Source organism: Klebsiella sp. PK01 (assembly GCF_057624675.1).
The window spans coordinates 36333-57653 of sequence record NZ_JBYEZM010000004.1 but is presented as its reverse complement, the minus strand read 5'-3'; the positions used below and the strand labels follow the sequence as shown (position 1 = coordinate 57653).

The 21321-nt window shown below is 56.7% G+C and carries 22 protein-coding genes; 10 read left to right on the top strand and 12 right to left on the bottom strand.

Annotation, left to right across the window (positions count from 1 at the left end; genetic code table 11):
• The first annotated feature begins 1 nt into the window (after window position 1).
• The 8 genes from AC22LX_RS13480 to AC22LX_RS13445 are packed head-to-tail and all read left to right on the top strand — an operon-like array spanning window position 2 to window position 8283.
• Entirely contained in the window at window positions 2-1219 is a 1218-nt protein-coding gene (locus AC22LX_RS13480; protein WP_045391116.1) for a lipopolysaccharide biosynthesis protein, read from the top strand.
• Entirely contained in the window at window positions 1210-2592 is a 1383-nt protein-coding gene (locus tag AC22LX_RS13475) for a hypothetical protein (RefSeq protein WP_045391119.1), read from the top strand. Before AC22LX_RS13480 ends, AC22LX_RS13475 begins: the two co-directional genes overlap by 10 nt.
• Complete coding sequence (locus AC22LX_RS13470) at window positions 2585-3610, top strand: glycosyltransferase family 2 protein (RefSeq protein WP_045391122.1); 1026 nt, start codon at window positions 2585-2587, stop codon at window positions 3608-3610. Before AC22LX_RS13475 ends, AC22LX_RS13470 begins: the two co-directional genes overlap by 8 nt.
• Window positions 3591-4805, top strand: a complete 1215-nt coding sequence (locus AC22LX_RS13465) for a glycosyltransferase family 4 protein (RefSeq protein WP_045391124.1) — start codon at window positions 3591-3593, stop codon at window positions 4803-4805. Before AC22LX_RS13470 ends, AC22LX_RS13465 begins: the two co-directional genes overlap by 20 nt.
• Entirely contained in the window at window positions 4802-5902 is a 1101-nt protein-coding gene (locus tag AC22LX_RS13460) for a glycosyltransferase family 4 protein (protein ID WP_045391127.1), read from the top strand. The genes AC22LX_RS13465 and AC22LX_RS13460 overlap by 4 nt, the downstream gene beginning before the upstream one ends.
• A gap of 11 nt (window positions 5903-5913) precedes the next feature.
• Window positions 5914-6327, top strand: a complete 414-nt coding sequence (locus AC22LX_RS13455; protein ID WP_015704480.1) for a hypothetical protein — start codon at window positions 5914-5916, stop codon at window positions 6325-6327.
• A 7-nt stretch (window positions 6328-6334) separates the two neighbouring features.
• Window positions 6335-7750, top strand: a complete 1416-nt coding sequence (locus AC22LX_RS13450; RefSeq protein ID WP_045391129.1) for a DUF4832 domain-containing protein — start codon at window positions 6335-6337, stop codon at window positions 7748-7750.
• A gap of 11 nt (window positions 7751-7761) precedes the next feature.
• Entirely contained in the window at window positions 7762-8283 is a 522-nt protein-coding gene (locus AC22LX_RS13445) for a serine acetyltransferase (RefSeq protein ID WP_045391132.1), read from the top strand.
• An 87-nt stretch (window positions 8284-8370) separates the two neighbouring features.
• Here the strand turns inward: AC22LX_RS13445 and crl are convergent, their stop codons facing one another.
• From crl to gpt, 3 genes are all read right to left on the bottom strand, one after another.
• Complete coding sequence (crl, locus tag AC22LX_RS13440; protein WP_045380819.1) at window positions 8371-8769, bottom strand: sigma factor-binding protein Crl; 399 nt, start codon at window positions 8767-8769, stop codon at window positions 8371-8373.
• A 57-nt stretch (window positions 8770-8826) separates the two neighbouring features.
• On the bottom strand, window positions 8827-10071 hold the full coding sequence (gene frsA / locus AC22LX_RS13435; RefSeq protein WP_045391134.1) for an esterase FrsA: 1245 nt from the start codon (window positions 10069-10071) through the stop codon (window positions 8827-8829).
• Between the two features lie 107 nt (window positions 10072-10178).
• Window positions 10179-10637 carry a xanthine phosphoribosyltransferase gene (gene gpt, locus AC22LX_RS13430; RefSeq protein WP_002889733.1) on the bottom strand — a complete coding sequence of 153 codons (459 nt, stop codon included), beginning with the start codon at window positions 10635-10637 and terminating at the stop codon, window positions 10179-10181.
• Between the two features lie 257 nt (window positions 10638-10894).
• On the opposite strand from gpt, the gene pepD reads away from it, so the two are divergent.
• Entirely contained in the window at window positions 10895-12352 is a 1458-nt protein-coding gene (gene pepD / locus AC22LX_RS13425; protein ID WP_015368040.1) for a cytosol nonspecific dipeptidase, read from the top strand.
• A 303-nt stretch (window positions 12353-12655) separates the two neighbouring features.
• Here the strand turns inward: pepD and AC22LX_RS13420 are convergent, their stop codons facing one another.
• Window positions 12656-13117 carry a GNAT family N-acetyltransferase gene (locus AC22LX_RS13420; RefSeq protein WP_045391137.1) on the bottom strand — a complete coding sequence of 154 codons (462 nt, stop codon included), beginning with the start codon at window positions 13115-13117 and terminating at the stop codon, window positions 12656-12658.
• A 2-nt stretch (window positions 13118-13119) separates the two neighbouring features.
• Window positions 13120-14175 (bottom strand): DNA polymerase IV, encoded by a 1056-nt coding sequence (gene dinB / locus AC22LX_RS13415; protein ID WP_015704475.1) that lies wholly within the window; start codon window positions 14173-14175, stop codon window positions 13120-13122.
• A 158-nt stretch (window positions 14176-14333) separates the two neighbouring features.
• Between dinB and AC22LX_RS13410 the strand changes: the two genes are divergently transcribed.
• Complete coding sequence (locus AC22LX_RS13410; protein WP_487334019.1) at window positions 14334-15194, top strand: glycerophosphodiester phosphodiesterase family protein; 861 nt, start codon at window positions 14334-14336, stop codon at window positions 15192-15194.
• Between the two features lie 55 nt (window positions 15195-15249).
• On the opposite strand, the gene nqrM is transcribed toward AC22LX_RS13410, so the two are convergent.
• From nqrM to AC22LX_RS13375, 7 genes are read right to left on the bottom strand one after another with little or no spacing between them, the layout of a single operon-like run.
• On the bottom strand, window positions 15250-15465 hold the full coding sequence (gene nqrM, locus AC22LX_RS13405; RefSeq protein WP_015368113.1) for a (Na+)-NQR maturation NqrM: 216 nt from the start codon (window positions 15463-15465) through the stop codon (window positions 15250-15252).
• Between the two features lie 2 nt (window positions 15466-15467).
• Window positions 15468-16691 carry an NADH:ubiquinone reductase (Na(+)-transporting) subunit F gene (nqrF, locus tag AC22LX_RS13400; protein ID WP_015368114.1) on the bottom strand — a complete coding sequence of 408 codons (1224 nt, stop codon included), beginning with the start codon at window positions 16689-16691 and terminating at the stop codon, window positions 15468-15470.
• 12 nt (window positions 16692-16703) lie between these two features.
• Window positions 16704-17300: an NADH:ubiquinone reductase (Na(+)-transporting) subunit E gene (nqrE, locus tag AC22LX_RS13395; protein WP_015368115.1), complete on the bottom strand. Its 597-nt coding sequence runs from the start codon at window positions 17298-17300 to the stop codon at window positions 16704-16706.
• 6 nt (window positions 17301-17306) lie between these two features.
• Window positions 17307-17945 (bottom strand): NADH:ubiquinone reductase (Na(+)-transporting) subunit D, encoded by a 639-nt coding sequence (locus AC22LX_RS13390; protein ID WP_002889716.1) that lies wholly within the window; start codon window positions 17943-17945, stop codon window positions 17307-17309.
• Entirely contained in the window at window positions 17938-18732 is a 795-nt protein-coding gene (locus AC22LX_RS13385; protein ID WP_015704472.1) for a Na(+)-translocating NADH-quinone reductase subunit C, read from the bottom strand. The genes AC22LX_RS13390 and AC22LX_RS13385 overlap by 8 nt, the downstream gene beginning before the upstream one ends.
• Window positions 18725-19963 carry an NADH:ubiquinone reductase (Na(+)-transporting) subunit B gene (locus AC22LX_RS13380; protein WP_487334018.1) on the bottom strand — a complete coding sequence of 413 codons (1239 nt, stop codon included), beginning with the start codon at window positions 19961-19963 and terminating at the stop codon, window positions 18725-18727. Before AC22LX_RS13380 ends, AC22LX_RS13385 begins: the two co-directional genes overlap by 8 nt.
• Window positions 19964-19966: 3 nt before the next feature.
• Window positions 19967-21313, bottom strand: a complete 1347-nt coding sequence (locus AC22LX_RS13375; RefSeq protein WP_487334017.1) for a Na(+)-translocating NADH-quinone reductase subunit A — start codon at window positions 21311-21313, stop codon at window positions 19967-19969.
• Window positions 21314-21321 lie beyond the last annotated feature (8 nt).

The window sequence follows — 21321 nt, the reverse complement described above, 5'->3', positions numbered from 1 at the left end:
TATGAATCTGATTAAGAGTATTTCATCCATCGCCAGTTCATCGGTGCTTTCGCAGCTGATCGGCGCCTTTTCGGTCTGGCTTATCTCTCATCGCTACGGTATGGCCGAGGTCGGCCATTACGCGATGATCTACAGCAATGTGCTGATCGGCGCGCAGGTTTGTACCTTTGCCTCGCAGTTGCTAATCCCCCGTCAGGAGGATCACGAGCTTGGGCAAAACGTGGTGTTCTGCCTGCTGCAGAGCCTGGTGATGGCCCTCCCCTGGGCGGTCATTACCGGGCTTATCTTCGAACTTAACATTGCGTTTCTCTATTTGCTGACTTTTGGCTATGCGCTGGTGCTGGTGGCGGAAAACCTTTCCCTGCGCGGCGGCAACTATCCTTTCCTGACTTTCCAGCGCATTGCGGTGTCGCTGGTAGTAGCCATTGCGCTGCTGGTAATGCCCAACCCAACGCTGTTTTATCTGGCGTGGATGGTCGGGATCCTGCTGCTATTGATCGCCTGCCTGATTCGCCTGTTTAACTTCAAAAGCTTAACGCTGCGCCACTTTTCGATTGCCACGAATCTGCGTTTTTTACGCGAGCACTGGCAGCATATTAGCCGCGTCGGCAGCGCCGAGGTGCTGGCGATGGCCAGTAATAACCTGCCGACGATGCTGATTAACATCTGGTTCTCGCCGCTGGTCGCCGGCTACTTTTCGGTGGTCAGCCGTTTCTGCCTGTCGCCGGTGATGATTATCGGTAACGCCGTGCGCAACTCCATCTTTTCTAAATGGTCGATGGATTTTCGCAACCACACCTTTAACTATCCGGAATATAAAAAGGTTCGCCTGCTGCTACTGGGCGCCGCCGCGGTGTGCATCCTTGGTATCTGGATTTTCTATCCGCTGGTGATGCGCCTGGGCTTTAGCGAGGAGTGGCTGAATTCGATCCCCACCTCGCGCTACATGCTGCCTTATCTGTTCGCCGCGCTGGCGGTCAGCCCGCTGACGGTGATCGAACTGATCTTCGGCTCCCGACGCTACTTCCTGCGTATTCAGATTGAGCAGTTGCTGATTATCGTCATCGCCTTCATCGCCTTACCGTACTTTGGCGTCAGTTATGAAATCGCCCTGCTGGCCTTCTCGTTCCTGACCTTCGCGCGTTACTTATTCATTTTGCTCAAAATGAATCAGCGGGCGAAAACGCTTTCGCTGCAGGAGCAGAAAATATGCAGCTAAACACCGGCCGCTATCTCGAAGCCTATGCCCTGATGACGCTGGTGTTCTGCGGTACGGTCCAGTATTTCACCGGTATCGCGGCCGTGCTGTGGCTGCCTTTCTTTCTGGTGCTGGTGATGGCGGTGCTGCTCCTGATGCAGAGCCGCCCGCAACCGCTGGCGCTCACCGGGCGGGAAAAGCTAATACTGGCGCTGTATCTGACCTTTATCGTACTCGGGCTGGTTTCAACGGTACTGCAGTCAGGGGTCGTCACCGCCATCGTCGGCTTTAAAAACGAGCTGGCGCTGTCGCTGCTGATGTTTTGCATGCTGCTGGGGATGTTTAGTGAATCACAACTGTACCGTCTGACGCGGCTTTTCTACTGGATCTACTATGTGCAGATCCCGGTCGCTATCTATCAGGTGATTTTCGTGGTGCCTAAACGGGTGGCGTTTCGCGGCGAAGATGAGAAATGGGACTCGGTGGTCGGCACTTTCGGCGGCGACCCGATGGGCGGCGGCAACACCGCGGCGATGGGGATGTTCTGTCTGCTGATCATGCTCATGAAAGTATCGGAGTTTAAGCACGGCATCTGCTCATTTAAATCGCTGGTGATCCACATCGCGCTGGGTTTCTTCCTCTGCGTGGTGGGGGAAGTAAAATTCGTCATTCTGCTGTCGCCGTTCCTGCTGGCCCTGCTGTGGATCCTGCCAGGCTACGTGAGCGGCGTGAGTAAAGTTAGCCTGCGATCGCTGCTGATCATCGCCGCCGGCATGGCGCTATTAATTTTTGTCGCCATTACCGTACTGGCCTCCAACTATTCCTCGGCCTTCGGCGGCGACCCGACCAAAAGCGCGCTATCGGTATTTATCGATTCGCTGGGCTATATTTTTGATACTAACTACATTATGCCAAGCGGCGAACTGGGGCGTTTTACCACCCTCTTCTTCTGGCTGCAGCATAACGAACTGTTCGGCCCGGGCGGCATGCTGTTTGGTTACGGCCTTAACGCCACCAACAGCGGCAGTACCGTCTCGCCGGGCTATATCGGCGCCTGGTATCACCTGATCCTCGACTCCACCGCTTTAAGCATGCTGCTGTGGGAAGTGGGGATTATCGGCATCATTCTGTTCATTGGCACCATCGCCTCCATCCTGGTCGCCATGCGGCCGAAAGAGACCTTTTCGCGCCACGATCTCAAGCTTGAGGATCTGCAACTCCTTAGCTCGGCGCCGGCGTTCTACGTTTTTGTCATCGGCTGTCTGCTCAGCCTGCCGTACAGCCAGATCCTGATGATCATTCCCATGCTACAGTTTTTATTATGGTTAGCCCTCGGGGCGCTGATTGTCATCCACCGCGCTGTCCGTCTTAACTCCGGTACCCACTATGAATAAAACGCCATCAATTACCGTCAGCATCAAGACTCTGAATGAAGCGCAGGGCATCGAAAAAACCATCGATAGCGTGCGCAAACAGCTGCAACCGTACCCGCATCAAATCATCGTCGCCGACAGCTTATCAACGGATAACACCCGCGAACTGGCTATCGCTAAAGGCGCGATGGTGGTGTGCCTGGATAACGCCGCCGACCGCTGCTGCGGTATCGGCCACCAGCTGGGCTGGCTCTATAGCGAAGGCGATTATCTGCTGCTGCTGGATGGCGATATGGAGCTGGAGCCGGGTTTTCTCGATACCGCGGTCGAATTCCTGGAGACGCATCCGGAGTACGCCGGAGTCGCCGGCAGCGTCGAGATGGATGATGCCTCGAACTACGAGTTCAAATCGCGCAAGCAGCGCCTGCATCTGATCTATCCGCAGGGCGACACCGATCATCTGGGCGGCGGCGGCCTGTATCGTCGTGAAGCGATCGAGAAAATCGGCTATTTGACCAACCTCAACCTGCACGGCTACGAAGAAGCGGAGCTGGGCATTCGTTTACAGGCCGCAGGTTACAAGCTGCATCGCCTGGCGGCGCCCTACTTTAGCCACGCCTCTTACACCATGCCGACCTTTAAAATGCTGGCCTACCGTTGGAAAAACGGTTTCCTGTGGGCGCCGGGCGAGTTGCTCCGAAACTGCTGGGGTAAAGCCCATTTCCCGGCGGCGCTGCGGATTGTACGTAATGAGCTGATCTTCACCCTCTATCTTCTGGTCTTACTGATCTGCCTGCTGACCTTCAATGGCAAGGTTATCGCCATTGCCCTGCTGCCGCTGCTGGCGTTTATCGCTCTGAAGGCCATCAAAAATAAATCGCTGCGCGATGGCGTGCAGAGCGCCATTAACTTATCGCTATTTTCAGCGGGGCTGCTGCGCGGGGTGATTAATTCCGTGCGCGATCCGATGAAACGCCCGGCGGTGACCGTCTCGAATCCACAGCATATTGATACTGAAAATGAAAATTCTCTTCGTTAACAAATTCTTCTTTATCAAAGGCGGCGCGGAAACCGTTTATTTTCAGGAGCGCGACGCGATGCTGCAAGCCGGCTACCAGGTGGTCGACTTCAGCATGCAGCACGCGGAAAATAAACCGTCGCCGTGGGAGGAATTTTTCGTCCATAACGTCGATTATCACGACAGTCACGGCCTGATGAGCAAAATCAAAGCCGGGGTGGACTTTATTTATAATGCCGAGGCCTGCGCGAAGCTCAACACGCTTTTGTTGCGCGAGCGGCCGGATATTGTTCATTTTCATAATATCTATCATCAGCTTACGCCTGCCGTTATCGGCGTGGCGAAACGCTTTGGCTGCAAAACGGTACTCACCGCCCACGATTACAAAATCGTCTGTCCTTCCTACACCATGCTTCGAGATGGTCATGTCTGCGAAGAGTGTCTCACCGGGTCGGTGATCAACGCCTTTCGTCACCGCTGCCAGCAGGGCGATACTTTTAAAAGCCTGCTGCTATCGCTGGAAGCCTACTGGCAGAAGTTCGCCAGGAATTACGCCATGCTCGACTGTATCATCGCCCCGAGCGAGTTTATGCGCCAGACCCTGCTGCGTAAGCTGCCCGACGCCCGCATTGAAGTGATCGTCAACGGTATCGATGCCGACAGCACCGTGCCCGGCGACACCGCAGGCGACTATTTTCTCTATATAGGCCGCCTGAGCCGGGAAAAAGGCGTACCGACGCTGGCGCAGGCGCAGCAAAAAATGCGGGAGGCGATGCCGCTTAAGATTGTCGGCGACGGCCCATTGGGCGCAGACCTGCGCGCGCGTTTCAGCGGCCCGCAGTTCCTTGGCTATATGAAACACGGCGAGGAGCTGAATAACCTTATTCGCGGGGCCCGCGCGGTAGTCGTCCCCTCTGAATATTATGAAAACTGCTCCATGTCGGTGCTCGAAGCCATGGCTTTTGGCCGCCCGGTGATCGGCGGCAATATTGGCGGTATCCCGGAACAGATCCGTGACGGCGTCGACGGCTATCTGGTTGAACCCGGCAATAGCGACGCGCTGGCGCAACTGATGGACAAACTGGCTGCAGACCCTGAGCTGGCCCGCAATATGGGAATTAACGCCCGCCGGCGGCTGGAAGAAAAATACGATCTCGCCCGCCACATGCAGGTGCTGCAGGCGCTTTATCAGCAACTTGTCGGGGAGAAAAAATGACCATCAACGTCACGGTTCTAGGCACTCGCGGGATCCCCGATGTGCAGGGCGGCGTCGAAACGCACTGCCAGAATTTATACCCGGAAATCTATCGCCAGGGCAGTGCGGAAGTCTGCGTGATCGCCCGCTCGCCGTATGTGAACTACCGCCGCAGCGAATATCAGGGCGTTAAACTCAAGAGCCTGTGGGCGCCGAAAAGCCGTAAATTCGAGGCTATTATTCACTCGACGCTGGCGGCGTTCAGTACCTTATTCGACGGCTCCAACGTGGTTCACGTTCACGCCGTTGGCCCCGGCCTGGTGGTGCCGTTGCTGCGTCTGCTGGGAAAACGCGTCGTCTTTACCCATCATGGCCCGGATTACGATCGGCAGAAATGGGGCCGGATGGCCAAAGAGATGCTGCGCCTTGGCGAAAAATGGGCGGTGAAATACGCCAATGAAGTGATCGTCATTTCCGAGGTCATCAATAATCTGATTAAGCACAAGCATGGACGATATAACGCCCACGTTATCTACAACGGCGTACGCCAGGTCGAACTGCCGCCCGCGGATCGGCAGGCGGCGATCCTCGATAAATACGGTTTAAAACCGGGCCAGTATATCGTTGCCGTGGCCCGTTTTGTCGAAGAGAAAGGACTGCACGATCTCGTTGCCGCCTATGCCGCCGCCGGGTGTTCGGTACCGCTGGTGCTCATTGGCGATGCCGACCACGCCGATGAATATAGCGAGCGCCTGAAGCAACAGGCGGCCGCCACGCCAAACGTCATCCTCACCGGCTTTATCAGCGGCGCGCCGCTGCATACGCTGTTCTCGCAGGCCGGGCTATTCGTGCTGCCCTCTTATCATGAAGGATTACCAATCGCGCTGCTGGAAGCCATGTCGTGGTCGCTGCCGGTGGTGGTCAGCGACATTCCGGCCAACCTTGAAATTGGTCTGCCGCCAGCGGACTACTTTCCCGTCGGCAACGTTCCGGCCCTGACGCAGAAACTGCAGCAGTGGGTCGCAGGAGAAAAAGCGGATTACGGTGAGTTTATGCCGAAGTACCGCTGGCCGGAAATTGCCGCGCAAACTGCGCAAGTCTATCAGCGCTTAACGTAAGCAGGTTACTCGTGCCGAAATCTACAGCTGAACTGGTGGTCGAGCGCTTTTATGCCGCGCTTGACCAGGAGGTGGAAACCTCATTAACCGCGGAGCAGAAACGGGGAATCGAGCAGGCGCTGGTGCGCGCCAACCTGGCGTCACGCCATCGCATCGATTTTCGCCACAGCTTTCCGTTCCTGCATCGCCGCTATTTTGTGGTGTTTCTTTTTGGTCGCGATCTACGCAAAGTTTCGCGTGAAAGCACCCTATTCGGACGCATCTTCGCGACTCTGCTGATTACGCTTGGCGTGGTATTCGCCCTGCTGTCGATCCTGCTGGCGCTCTATATGCTGAAATCAGCATTAGGCATTGATGTATTTAAAAATTTCCACGTCGGTATCTGGACGTGGTTTGTTAATCTTCATGACCACATGACAAAGTGAATTGAGTATGGCGATATCATCTTTGCGTAGAGCTCCTCTGTTTCGCGCCCTGCTGCTGGCCAGCACGCTGGCGTCAGCGTCCGTTGGCGCGCAAACCACGGTCATCACCCCGCCTCCTTTCGACGGCCTGCTCACCAATCCGGGCATCGGCGTCGCCAGCTTTCATGATGGCTATGGTGAAAAACCAACCCGCGCCGAGTATCCCGATACTGGTTTTGAGTACGATCGCTTCTACTGGAGCGAGCTGGAACCACAGGAAGGGGTCTACAATTTCGCCCCGATCGATAACGCCTTTAGCGTCGCCGCCAACCATCAGCCAGCCATGAACGTCGGCCTGAGGGTGATGGCGCTTGACGATCCGCAAACGGGATCGAAAATTCCCGACTGGCTGATCGCCAAAGGGATCAAAGGACAGTGGGTCGCCGACGGCAAAACCTTCGTGCCGGATCTCAGCGATCCAACTTTTATCGCCTATGCGCAGAAACTGCTGAATGCCCTCGGTCAGCGCTATGACGGCAATCCGGAACTGGCCTTTATCGATATCGGCATGGTCGGCTCCTGGGGCGAATGGCACAACTCCAACTTTAGCGAGATTCCACCGTTAATGGAGAAGTACACGCCGGAGCAGCTCAATCGCTATGTTGATATGCATTTCGATAGCTTCCCGAAAACGCCGAAAGTCATGCTGATTAGCGGCGGCGATTCGCTGGCCTGGGCCAGCCGCCGCGGCGCGGGCTGGCGGGCGGACTGCTGGGGCGACTGGCATAACTTCTCCAGCGAGTGGAGCCATATGCGCGATGATTATCCACAGCGTCTGGCCGCCGCTCAGGCCGCGGCGCCGGGGTTTGTCGATAGCTGGAAACGGGCGCCCGTCAGCCTTGAGATCTGCGGCTATATGAGCGAATGGCAGAGCGTACAGCACTACACGCGTGAAGAGGTGCAGGCCACCTTCGACTGGGCGCTGCAGCAACACGCCAGCAGCCTGAATCTGAAATCGCGACCAATTCCGCCGGAATACCGCGATATTGTCGATAAAGCCTTACTGCGAATCGGCTACCGTTTCCGGGTCAACAAACTCGCCTTCGAAACGCCGGTTAAGGCTGGTAAGCCGTTAGCGGTCAGTGTTACCTGGCGTAATGATGGCGTCGCCCCGGCCTACCTGTTCTACCCGGTACAATGGCGGGTGGTCAACGCTGCCGGCGCCACGGTTACCCAGGTAAAAACCCAGGATGACGTGCGCCGCTGGCTGCCGGGGGAAATGCAAAGCACTGTCACTCTGACGCTACCCGCCTCGCTGCCCGCCGGCGATTACGCGCTGCAGACCACCATCACCGATGCCCAGGGCAAGCCGCGGCTGCTGCTGGCCAACCAGGGCAAAACCGCCGACGGCTGGTATCAACTGACCACCTTTTCCCTTAAGTAAACGGAGAATTCATGCCTAATGCCATCAGTCAGGTCCGCCGAGAGATCAAACATACCGGCAGTATGAAGGCGAAAATCGCGATTCTGCTCTATCGCCTCGCGACGCTGTATCGCAGCCGCAACCCGTTTTACAAGCTGCTCGGCATTCCATTCGTTATTCTCAATAAACTGATTAACGAGTGTCTGTTTTGCGTCGAACTCCCCTGGCAGACGCGGATCGGCTACGGGTTGAAGCTATATCATCCGCACTGCATTGTTCTCAACCGCGGCACCGTCATTGGTGAAAACTGTATTCTGCGTCAGGGGGCCACCATCGGCAGCCTGACGGATAGCGAAGGCCGCGAAGGGGCAAGCCCGGTAATTGGCAATAACGTCGAGTTCGGCGCCCACGTGGTGGTTATCGGCCCGGTGACGTTGGGTGATAATGTTAAAATTGGCGCGGGGACCGTGGTGACGAAAGATCTGGCCGCCGGTCAGGTAGTGGTCGGCCAGCCGTTCCGGGTGTTGTCAACTCATCGCGAAGCGCAGGAATAACGGCTGAAGCGCCGTGACCTGATGACCAGAATGATCGTTGGCGGTCATCCGCTTCCCACAGCAGGAAGCGGATGCCAAAAGCAGAGCTTACGCGCGCAGGCGAACCGGTTCGCTGAAATCGTCAGCCGGTTCGAGTTTTAGATTGAATGTCGTCAGCAGCGCCGCGGCGCGCTCGTGGAATTCACGCAGCGTTTTTTCGAGTCTTTCGCGAACTTCAGGATCGTCGATGGCGACCGCTTGCCAGTTGCCCTCTTTATCAAACAGGCCGAACTGGTAGCTATAAGTGAAACGAGATTCCTGTGCTTCCATTTCCATCCACCAGCCCCAGAATTCCCGCTTCTCCGGCGCTGGTTTAACGTTGACGCAAACTGCCAGGCAGTCGAAAAAAAAGCGGTTCTCTTCACACTGCCCTTCACGGATATAGGGGCCTAGCGCCGTGAATTTTTTAATCAGCTTACTTTTCAGGTGTCCACTCGGTAACGTCATTGCGATCTCCTTTAGTGATGCAACTGTTTTACCAAACCAATAAAATTTAGCAATATATTAACTAAATCTATGATTGATCCAGCGGGCGATCTGACGCAATGCGTGATCGAAATTACGGTAAACCGGCTTAAACGGTACCTCAAGCAGCTTCCCGTCCGACGAAGACGAGGTGATTAACCGCGACTCCTCTTCGGGGCTAAAGGGATCGTCTTTCCAGTAGCCGGAGAGCATCGGCGTAGGGCAACGGCGGCCCAGCAAGCCCTGAGTTTTTAATGAATAACGGTTAAGTTCGACACGCAGCGCTTCGTCGGAAGCATCGTGCATACCAAGACGCGATGCCAGCACGTCGAGGAACATCTCCGGCACCCGCGCCATCAGCTGCGGATCCACCAGCAGGTTATGCACCACCGGCCCCAGACAGGCCACCGCCTTCAGTCTCTGCGATTCCAGATACCCCAGACGAACCGCAATATTGGCGCCGAAGCGGAAACCAAATGCCGCCACCCGGGTATGGTCAACCCAGGGGACATTCTGCAGATGCTGCAGCACGTACTGATGCAGCATGCTGGTGTCCTGGCTCAGCGTCCACTTGGTTGAGAAACCGATGGACGGCATGTCCAGCGTCAGCATGGCGATACCCAGCGGGGCAAAATACTTCTCATACAGGCTGTAATAATCGGTTTGCAGCGAATCCAGACCGCCGCACATCAGCACCGTCGGGAACGGGCCTTCGCCTTTCGGCATATGCAGGAAGCCCGTCACCGGGGCGCCGCCGGGGATAGCGAACTCCAGTTCACGCAGCTCGCCCGGCAGGCGTTGCGCCGCCTCTTCATAGGCGCGATTGGCCAGCGTCTGCGCCTGATCGGCTAATCCATCGCCCTTGATATGCGGGTAGGCGGCGATGCTATAGAGGTTGGAGGCGTGCAGCCAGTGGCGACCGCTCACCAGAGGATCGGTTTCCTGGGTCGCCTTTTGCTGCCACATCATCGCTTGTTTAGTCCACTCATACACCCAGTTGCCGCCGCGATAGCCGATCACCGTATCGTAGAGCTCCGGGTCGGAGCGCTCGGCATCGCTCATCACGATGCGCGCCTGGACATCCCATATCTCCTGCGGCGAGACGCCGCGCCAGATCCACATCAGGCGATTGATTAAGCGATACCAGTGATCGACGTGATTACCGCTCAGCGCGGTCTGCATGCCCTGATGCTGGCCGGAGGAAAACCGACGGACCAGCGTTGAGGTTTCCGGGTATTTGAATCGGGGTTTAAACAACGTTTCGCTAAGGTTAGCCTGTGACATGTGCCGCCTCCATCATGTTGCTGCTTTCGCTATTGTAACCTGCGTCAGGGTAAAAAAAACCACGCCCGGCATAACCGGGCGTGGTAATTATTCACTATTGGCGGGAATTAACGGCCAGCGATTGGCGGGACGAAGACGACGCCCATATCCCACGGCTGTTCAATCCAGGTATCCTGCGGGATATCAACCACATAATCATCAACCAGCGGACGGCCAGCCGGCTTGGCGAAAATGGTGACAAAGTGCGCTTTAGGATACATTTCGCGAATAGCGACGGCGGTGCCGCCGGTATCGACCAGGTCATCAATAACGATGAAACCTTCGCCATCGCCTTCAGCGCGCTTCAGTACTTTCAGCTCGCGCTGGTTGTCGTGATCGTAGCTAGAGATACATACGGTATCAACATGACGAATACCCAGTTCACGCGCCAGTAAAGCTCCCGGTACCAGACCGCCACGGCTAACGGCAATGATGCCTTTCCATTGTTCAACCGGCAGCAGACGGCTTGCCAGTTTGCGGGCGTGAATCTGCAACATGTCCCAGGTGACGACGTATTTTTCGCTCATGTGAATTGTCCCAGCCTGTGTATAACGGCTTAAATATTGTTCGAGGGGGAAAATGGTTGCGCGAGATTATAGAGACCTGACGCACTAAAAACCAGTATTAAGCGCCTCCGGCAACGCTTTTTGCGTGCTTTACACTAGCAGAGCGCGCGGAAAGTGGTATTCTCAACCACATCGCGCAAGCCCGAGCTTGTAGTGAATCTTATTGCTAACCCTCGACCTGTAAACGACTTTTGCAGGTGACTGTAAGGAGACTCATCGTGTCTGAATTGTCTCAATTATCCCCGCAACCGCTTTGGGATATTTTTGCCAAAATTTGCTCCATCCCGCACCCGTCCTATCACGAAGAACAGCTCGCCGAGCACATCATGGGTTGGGCAAAAGAAAAAGGCTTACACGCGGAACGCGACCAGGTTGGCAACATTCTGATTCGTAAAGGCGCGACCGCCGGTATGGAAAACCGCAAGCCGGTGGTTCTGCAGGCGCACCTCGATATGGTGCCGCAGAAAAATAACGATACCGTCCACGATTTCACCAAAGACCCGATCCAGCCGTACATCGACGGCGAGTGGGTCAAAGCGCGCGGCACCACCCTGGGCGCGGATAACGGCATCGGTATGGCCTCCGCGCTGGCGGTGCTGGCCGACGATAGCGTTGCCCACGGCCCGCTGGAAGTGCTGCTGACCATGACCGAAGAAGCCGGCATGGATGGCGCGTTCGGTCTGCAGGCCAACTGGCTGCAGGCGGATATCCTGATCAATACCGATTCGGAAGAAGAAGGCGAAATCTACATGGGTTGCGCCGGCGGTATCGATTTCACCTCTAACCTGGCGCTGACTCGCGAAGCGATTCCTGCCGGTTTCCAGAGCTTTAAACTGACCCTGAAAGGCTTAAAAGGCGGCCACTCCGGCGGTGAAATCCACGTCGGCCTGGGCAACGCTAACAAGCTGCTGGCGCGCTTCCTGGCGGGCCATGCCGATGAACTGGATCTGCGTCTGGTCGATTTCAACGGCGGTACGCTGCGTAACGCTATCCCGCGTGAAGCCTTCGCGACCGTCGCCGTCGCCGCGGACAAAGCGGATGCGCTGAAAGCGCTGGTGAATACTTACCAGGATATCCTGAAAAACGAACTGGCGGCCAAAGAGAAGAATCTGGTCGTCCTGCTGGAAGCGGTCGCGAACGATAAAGCGGCGCTGACTCAGGCTTCCCGCGACGGTTTCGTGCGCCTGCTGAACGCGACGCCGAACGGCGTGATCCGCAACTCCGACGTCGCCAAAGGCGTGGTTGAAACCTCGCTGAACGTCGGCGTCGTCACCATGACCGACGACAACGTACAGATCCACTGCCTGATTCGCTCGCTGATCGACAGCGGTAAAGACTATGTCGTCAGCATGCTGGATTCACTGGGCAAACTGGCCGGGGCGAAAACCGAAGCCAAAGGCGCTTACCCAGGCTGGCAGCCGGATGCCAACTCTCCGGTTATGCACCTGGTGCGCGAGACCTATCAGCGTCTGTTCAACAAGACGCCGAACATCCAGATTATCCACGCTGGTCTGGAATGCGGTCTGTTCAAAAAACCGTATCCGGACATGGACATGGTCTCCATCGGCCCAACCATTACCGGCCCGCACTCCCCGGATGAGCAGGTTCATATCGAGAGCGTCGGCCAGTACTGGACGCTGCTGACCGAACTGCTGAAAGCGATTCCGGCGAAGTAAGCCATGCACCGGCGGCGTGATGCCGCCGGTTGTTCCTCCGGGCCCCGGTTATGACCTGTATTGTCTGGTGGTGGCTAACGCCTTATCCGGCCTACCGTTAATTTGTTCACCACGCAGCCTCAAAATCCCCGGTGGCGCTACCGCTTACCGGGGCTACAGTAATGTGCAGTTTGGTAGCCCGGACAAGGCGCAATGCGCCGCCTCCGGGAAAATCCCTGCCGGCGACTGGACCACAACAGACTCTCAGCGTTATGAGATAAAAGCTTTTCTCAAGCTAAAACAGCCGCAAACCGATAACAGTATCTATTCAGCCTTCCCCGAACCGCGTTTTTCCATTCGATAGTTGGTGAACCACTCTCCACGCGATTCCACTCGCTGCTCAGCGACGACACGAAATCCCTGACGAAGAAAACTGGATCGTGCCGTTATGCTCGCATCGACCGACAGTACCTTTCCCGGATGGCTGGCGCAGACCGCGCCGATGAGCGCATGACCGATTCCACGACGGGCATAATCCGGCGAGACGAATAAAAGGTCGATATAATCATTAACGGCGGTGATAAATCCAACCGGCTGATTATCAATAACCGCCACCAGCACTTGCGAATCGGCAAGTTTCTGCCGCCAGCGGGATTCATCAACCTGCGCCCAGGCGGCAATTTGCGCGGGAGAATAATCCCGGCTGGCGGTCTCTCTCACCGCGCGCAAAAAAATGGCGCACAGCGCCGGAAAATCATCTTCTGAATACGCCCTGATCGTTAACATCGTTATAGTCCAAGCACCAGTTGTCGTTCGAGCTGTGGGTCGAGCAGCGTCACGTGTAACCCCACTAGCCGCACGCCGCGGCTGCCCCGACGTTCGAGCCAGGCGTTGCGCGCGGTCGCGATTAAATCCTCTTTGTTTAACCGCGGCCAGACGTGCTCCTGAGTAGTGAGCTGAAAATCGTTAAACTTCAGTTTAATGCCCTGACGCGCGATCAGTAGATCCGGTTTTACCTTCGCCAGACGACGTTCCAGCTCGGGATAGAGATTTTCGATAATCGCTTCGCAGTCCGACCACTCGTGAATATCTTCCGCCAGAGTGCGCTCGACGCCGACCGATTTGCGCTGACGATCGTTATGGATTTCGCGCTCGTCAATGCCGTGGCTGCGCTCCCACAGGATACGGCCAAACTTACCAAAGCGTTTAAGCAGCATCGCCAGATCGCTGTTCTGCACGTCGCCACAGGTACGCAGCCCCATATTTTCCAGCTTCGCCGCCGACACCTTCCCGACGCCGGGGATTTTCGCCAGCGGCAGAGACCGCACAAATTCCGCCACCTGGTGCGGGGCAATGACGAACTGGCCATTCGGCTTGTTCATATCTGAGGCAATTTTAGCGAGGAATTTTACCGGCGCCACGCCCGCCGAAGCGGTGAGATTCAGTTCACGCTCGATGGTCTGGCGGATCTCCTGGGCCATCAGCGTGGCAGAGCCGTGGCAGTGTACGCTGTCGCTCACGTCAAGGTAGGCTTCATCCAGCGACAGCGGCTCGATTAACGAGGTATAGCGGGAGAAAATTTCGCGGATGTGGTTCGAGGCTTCTTTGTAGGCATCAAAGCGCCCCGGCAGCAGCGTGAGGTGCGGACACAGTTTAAGCGCCGTCGCCGTCGGCATCGCGCTGCGCACGCCAAACTTACGCGCAGGATAGTTCGCGGTACTAATCACGCCACGCTGTACCCGACTGCCGCCAATGGCAATGGGGATATCGCGCAACGCCGGGTTGTCACGCATTTCCACCGCTGCGAAGAAGCAGTCCATATCGACATGGATAATTTTACGCATCGCCTTGCCCAACACTGTATACCCATACAGCATAGCAAAACTACGCGCAAATTTTATCTTTTTTTAATTCAACCGCCAAAAAAGCTGTTACAACATAAAAGTGAAACAAATCACCTTTATTTTCATACATTTAAATAATGAATCAGGAAGATACAATCATGAAGAAAATACTCACGGTACTCTGCCTGCTGGCGACCGGCAGCGCTTTTGCCAACCCGCAGTTGATTGCCCACCGCGGCGGTACCGGCGATGCGCCGGAAAATACCCTACCGGCCATCAAACTGGCGCTGGAAAACCACGCGCAGGCCATCTGGGTCACGGTACAGCTAAGCCGCGACGGCGTACCGGTGCTCTATCGCTCAAGCGATCTCTCCGCCCTGACCAACGCCGGGGGCAAGGTCTCAAGCTTAACCGCCGCCGAGCTGGCGAAAGTCGATGCTGGCTGGAAATGGGGCGATGACAGCCATCCGTGGCGCGGCAAGCAGGCCACGATCCCGACCTTACAAAGCGTGCTGCAGCAGTGGCCGCAGACCTTCTTCTACATCGATATAAAATCACCGGATGCCGATCCGGTGGTGATGGGCGAACGCCTGCTGGAGGTGTTAAAAAACACCCATAGCCTCGAGCGGGTGCGCGTTTATTCCACCGAAGACCGCTATATCGCCGCTCTGCCGCAACCAATCCCACGCTTTGTTAGCCGCAGCGAAACCCGAACCAGGCTTGCAAACGTTTCGCTCAGCCACCAGTGTCAGAAAGACAGCCAGCGCGATGGCGATAAGTGGTACGGGCTGGAACTGAAGCGCAAGGTGGAGGTAGTCGAGAAGTTTACCCTTGGTGAAGGCGTTTCTCCGGCGACGCTCACCTGGGATAAAGAGGCGATGGATTGCTTCCGCTCGCAGGGTCCGGCCCACATCATTTTCTTCGGTATCAATAGCGCGGAAGATTATCGTACGGCGAAAGAGCTGGGCGCCGACGGCGTGATGGTGGACTCTCCGGCGCAGGCGAAAAACTGGCAGTAAGATAAAAAAGGCCGCGAAAGCGGCCTGAAAACGCAAGCGTAGCGCCGTCGGCGCATTAGAGAATGCGCTGCTGCTGGCGCTGCGCCTCGCGGGCGAGACGTTTCTTACGCGCGTCGCACGGTTCCGGACAGTCGCAGACTTTCTCCAGCCCCAGCGAGGAGATCCCGCCGCAGCTGCCTTGAATACTCTTACGCTTCACCAGGTAGCCCAGGGACATGCCGAGGATCACCAGCGCAAAAATCACAAAGGTCGCGACAAATACCGTCCACATCATCAGCCTCCAAAGTCGTCGAGCATGATGTTCTCATCTTCGACGCCCAGGTCTTTGAGCATTTTAATCACCGCGGCGTTCATCACCGGCGGCCCGCACATATAGAACTCGCAATCTTCCGGCGCCGGATGGTCGCGCAGATAGTTTTCATACAGAACATTATGGATAAAGCCCGTATGCCCGGTCCAGTTATCTTCCGGCAGCGGATCGGAGAGCGCGACGTGGAAGGTAAAATTGGGGTTTTCACGCGCCAGCTGTTCAAACTCATCGTCATAGAACATTTCACGCAGCGAACGCGCGCCGTACCAGAAGCTGATTTTACGCGTGCTGTGCAGGCGCTTAAGCTGGTCAAAGATGTGCGAACGCATCGGCGCCATGCCCGCGCCGCCGCCGATAAACACCATCTCGGCGTCGGTCTCTTTGGCAAAGAACTCGCCAAACGGCCCGGAAATCGTCACCTTATCGCCAGGCTTCAGCGACCAGATATAGGACGACATTATCCCCGGCGGCGCATCCGGAACCTTCGGCGGCGGCGTGGCGATACGCACGTTGAGCATAATGATGCCCTCCTCTTCCGGATAGTTAGCCATCGAGTAGGCGCGCAGGGTCGGCTCTTTCACCTCAGAGACATAGCGGAACAGGTTGAACTTGTCCCAGTCTGAGCGATATTCATCGGGAATATCAAAGTCGGCATAGGCCACTTTATGCGACGGGCATTCGATCTGAATATAACCGCCGGCGCGGAACGGCACCGCTTCACCATCCGGCACCCGTAATTTGAGCTCTTTAATGAAGGTCGCTTTGTTATCATTAGAGATAACCTCGCACTCCCATTTTTTCACGCCGAAAATCTCTTCCGGCAGCTCAATTTTCATATTCTGCTTCACCGCCACCTGGCAGGCCAGGCGGCACCCTTCTTTGGCTTCGCGTTTGGTGATATGCGAAAGCTCGGTCGGCAAAATATCGCCGCCGCCTTCTTTGATGGTCACCCGGCACTGGCCGCAGGAGCCGCCGCCGCCGCAGGCGGAAGAGACGAAGATACCGTTGCTGGAGAGCGTGTTCAGCAGTTTGTCGCCCGCCGGCGTGCGGATCTGTTTATCCGCTTCGTTATTGATTTCAATAACCACGTCGCCCGCGTTCACCAGCTTCGAGCGCGCCACCAGGATGAGCCCCGACAGGACCAGCACGATCAGCGTGAACATCACCACGCCAAGAATAATTTCCATACTTTTCCGCCCTTATAGCTGCACACCGGAGAATGACATAAAGCCGAGCGCCATCAGTCCGGTGGTGATAAAGGTGATCCCTAACCCGCGCAGACCGGCGGGCACGTTGGCGTACTTCATTTTTTCGCGGATCCCCGCCATCGCGACAATCGCCAGCATCCAGCCGATGCCGGAACCAAAGCCGTAAACAATCGATTCCGGGAAGTTGTAATCGCGCTGCACCATAAACGACACGCCGCCGAAAATGGCGCAGTTAACGGCGATAAGCGGCAGGAAGATCCCTAACGCGTTATAGAGTGCCGGGAAGTACTTATCGAGGATCATCTCAAGTATTTGCACCAGCGCCGCAATTACCCCGATAAAGGTGATGAAGTTAAGGAAGCTGAGGTCTACGCCTTCCATCAATGCGCCGTCGCGCAGCACCAGGTTATAGACCAGGTTGTTGATCGGTACGGCAAGACCCAGCACCACCGTGACCGCAACGCCGAGGCCAAACGCGGTGGAGACCTTTTTCGACACCGCGAGGAAGGTACACATCCCGAGGAAGAAGGCCAGCGCCATGTTCTCAACGAACACCGCGCGGACAAACAGGCTAATGTAATGAGCCATAATCGGTTACTCCTTTTCCTGCTGTTCAGGCTTCCAGCTACGCAGGGCCCAAATCAGCAAACCGATAATGAAGAACGCGCTCGGCGCCAGCAGGAACAGGCCGTTCGGCTGATACCAGCCGCCGTTCTGCACCGTTTCCAGTACGGTGATACCGAACAGCTTGCCGCTGCCGATAAGCTCGCGCAGGAAGCCGACGATAATCAGGATCGCGCCGTAACCGAGACCGTTACCGATACCATCCATAAAGCTGGCCAGCGGCGGCGATTTCATGGCATAAGCTTCGGCACGCCCCATCACGATACAGTTCGTGATAATAAGCCCGACGAACACCGACAGCTGCTTAGAGGTCTCATAGGCGAAAGCCCGCAGCAGCTGATCCACCACGATTACCAACGAGGCGATGATCGCCATCTGCACGATGATACGTACGCTATTGGGAATATGGTGGCGAATCATAGAGATAAACATGCTGGAAAACGCCGTCACCAGCGTCACCGCAATGGTCATCACGAAGGCGGTTTCCAGTTTGGTAGTCACCGCCAGCGCGGAGCAGACGCCGAGCACCTGCAGGGCGATGGGGTTATTGGCGATAAGCGGCCCCACCAGCACGCGCTTCACCTCTTTCATATCGCTCTGTTCAGCCATTATTCAGCTCTCCCTCACGAACCTTTTTCAGGAACGGACCAAAGCCCAGTTCGCCCATCCAGAAATCAAAGCTATGCTGCACGCCGTTTGACGTCAGCGTGGCGCCGGATAAACCGTCTACCGCGTGGAGATCGCCTGCGCGCGCGCCGCCTTTTACCACCTTCAGCGACGGCATACCGTTGTCATCCAGCACCTGTTTACCGACAAACTGCTGACGCCAGTTCGGATTTTCCACCTCACCGCCCAGCCCCGGCGTTTCGCCCTGGTCGTAGTAAGTAATGCCTTTCACCGTACGCCCATCAACGTCCAGCGCCACGAAGGCGTACATCATGGACCACAGACCGTTGCCATAGATAGGCAGCACAACTTCCTGAATCTGCTGCTGCGCGTCGCGCACCAGGTAAATCTCCGCCAGGTTGCTGCGGCGTTTAATCCCGGCCGGATCCTGGCTGGCGTCGAGCGCGATGCTCTGCTGCGGATCTTTCAGCGCCTGGGCCTGATTAAATTTACCCGGATCTTTATCCAGCAGTTCGCCGGTCGCCAGATTGACCAGCCGAGGGGTAATGCGCGCGGCGAAGGTTTCCGCCACCGCGTCAGCATCCATCCCCTGCTGCATCAGGCCGGCGACCGCCAGGATATTGCGCTGTTTATCCAGCGCGCGTTGTTCCTGCTGACGCGACTTGAGGCCCACGGCGGAACCGGCGACCACAATGGAGCACACCAGACAAAGCACCAGCACCACCAGCAGCGTTTTGCCGATGCTATCGTTACTTTTCTTCTCAGCCACGCGACTTCCTCCGCTTGATATTGGCCTGCACCACCAGGTAATCGAACAGCGGCGCAAACAGGTTGGCGAACAGAATCGCCAGCATCATCCCTTCCGGATAGGCCGGGTTGACGACGCGAATCAGCACGCACATCACGCCAATCAGCAGGCCGTAGCTCCATTTACCTTTATCGGTAAAGGAAGCCGAGACCGGGTCAGTCGCCATAAACATCATGCCAAAGGCGAACCCGCCGAGCACCAGATGCCAGTACCACGGCATCGAGAACATTGGGTTGGTATCAGAACCGATGAAATTAAACAGCGTAGCGGTGGCGATCATACCGACCATCACCCCGGCGACGATGCGCCAGGAAGCGATACGGGCAAAGATAATGAACGCGCCGCCGATGAGGATCATCAGCGTCGACACTTCGCCAATCGAGCCAGGAATGTTGCCGAGGAAGGCGTCCATCCAGCTCACCGGGATGCCGGTGGCGACGTTAACCAGCGCTTCACCGCCGCCGCTGGCCCACTGGGAGAGCGGCGTCGCGCCGGAGAAACCATCTGCCGCCGTCCATACCAGGTCGCCGGAAATCTGCGCCGGGTAGGCGAAGAACAGGAACGCGCGCCCCGCCAGCGCCGGGTTGAGGAAGTTGCGCCCGGTGCCGCCGAAAATCTCTTTGGCAATCACCACGCCAAAGGAGATCCCCAGCGCCGCCTGCCATAGCGGCATCGTTGGCGGCACAATCAGCGCGAAGAGAATCGAGGTAACGAAAAAGCCTTCGTTGATCTCATGTTTGCGCACAATCGCGAACAGTACTTCCCAAAAACCGCCGACGATGAATACGGTGAGGTAGATAGGCAGGAAAAACACCGCCCCCAGCGTCATCATGCTAAGCCACCCGGCATCGGCGCTGAAGGTCACCCCTAACCACTGGGCAACGCTATAGTGCCAGTTGTTGGCAATGACCTGCTGCAGCTGTTCGGCGCCGTATAGCTTGTGCAGCGCCGGAATTGTCTGCAAGCCGACGTTGTACATGCCCCAGAACATCGCCGGGAACACCGCAAACCAGACGAGGATCATCATCCGCTTGAGGTCAATGGCGTCACGTACGTGCGCGGCGCCGCGGGTGACTAAACCCGGGGTGTAGAAGATCGTCGCCGCCGCTTCATACAGCGGGTAATATTTTGCTAACTTGCCGCCGTGGGTGAAATGCGGCTCAAGTTTCTCAATCAGGTGCTTTAAGCCCATCTCTTATCCTTCCTGCTCAATCTGGGTTAACACGCTGCGCAGCGCCGGGCCGTATTCATATTTGCCCGGACAAACGTAGGTGCAGAGCGCCAGATCTTCTTCATCCAGCTCCAGACAGCCCAGCGCCTGGGCGCTATCGCTATCGCCGGCAAGCAGATCGCGCAGCAATATGGTGGGCAGAATATCCAGCGGCATTACCCGCTCATAGTTGCCGATCGGCACCATCGCCCGCTCGCCGCCGTTAGTATCAGTGGAAAAATTAAAGCGCTTGCGCTTAAAGAAATGACCAAGGGTGGTGCGGGTAATCGAGAACTTCTCTTTGCCCGGCATCACCCAGCCAAACAGCTCTTTTTCACGGCCTTCTCGTACCACGCTGACCTGCAAATGGTAGCGCCCGAGGAAGGCGTGAGGGCCGCAGGCGTGGGTGCCGCTCAAGACAGAACCGGAAATTACCCGGTTTTCATCATCTACCAGCTCGCCCGCCAGCAGTTCATCGAGGCTGGCGCCGAGACAGGTTTGCAGCAATCGCGGCTGTTTTACCTGCGGGCCGCCAAGGGCAATGACGCGTTCGCTGTACAGCTCGCCGTCGAGGAACAGTTTGCCAATGGCGATGACCTCCTGATAGTTGAGATGCCAGACCTGTTTGGTCAGGCTGACCGGCTCAAGGAAGTGAATGTGCGTACCGGCAAGCCCTGCCGGATGCGGGCCGCTAAACTGGTTGAATGTCACCTGCCCGGCGGGATGGCCGCCCAGCTTGCCGCCGCTGGCCTGACAGACGTGGACTTTACCGTCCGTCAGGCGCGTCAGCACCGTCAGACCGGCGTCAAAGGCTTCACGCTGGGCCAGGATAATCGGCTGCGGTTCAGCCGCCAGCGGGTTGGTATCGATAGCGGTGACGAAGATAGCCGCCGGATCGCTGCCCGGCGCGGGAATTTTACTGAAAGGACGGGTACGAAACGCCGTCCACTGCCCGGAGTCCAGCAACTGTTGCCGCACCGCTTCCCGTGGCAAATCGTTAAGATCGTCTAATGCATAGCGGGGAAACGACACCGCCTCATTGCTGCCGTCGACATCAATCACCACCGATTGCAGCACCCGGCGCTCGCCGCGATGAATGGCGCTGACCACCCCGCTGGCTGGCGCGGTAAAACGCACCCCGGCGTTCTTTTTATCTTCGAACAGCACCTGGCCTTTTTGCACCCGATCGCCTTCGCTCACCGCCATCGAGGGGCGCATGCCGACGTACTCCTCGCCGAGCAGCGCGACGCGTTTTACCGCAGGCCGGGACGAGATCTGCTGTAATGGCATGCCAGCTATGGGCAAATCCAGCCCTTTCGTGATTTTAATCATATCGTTAG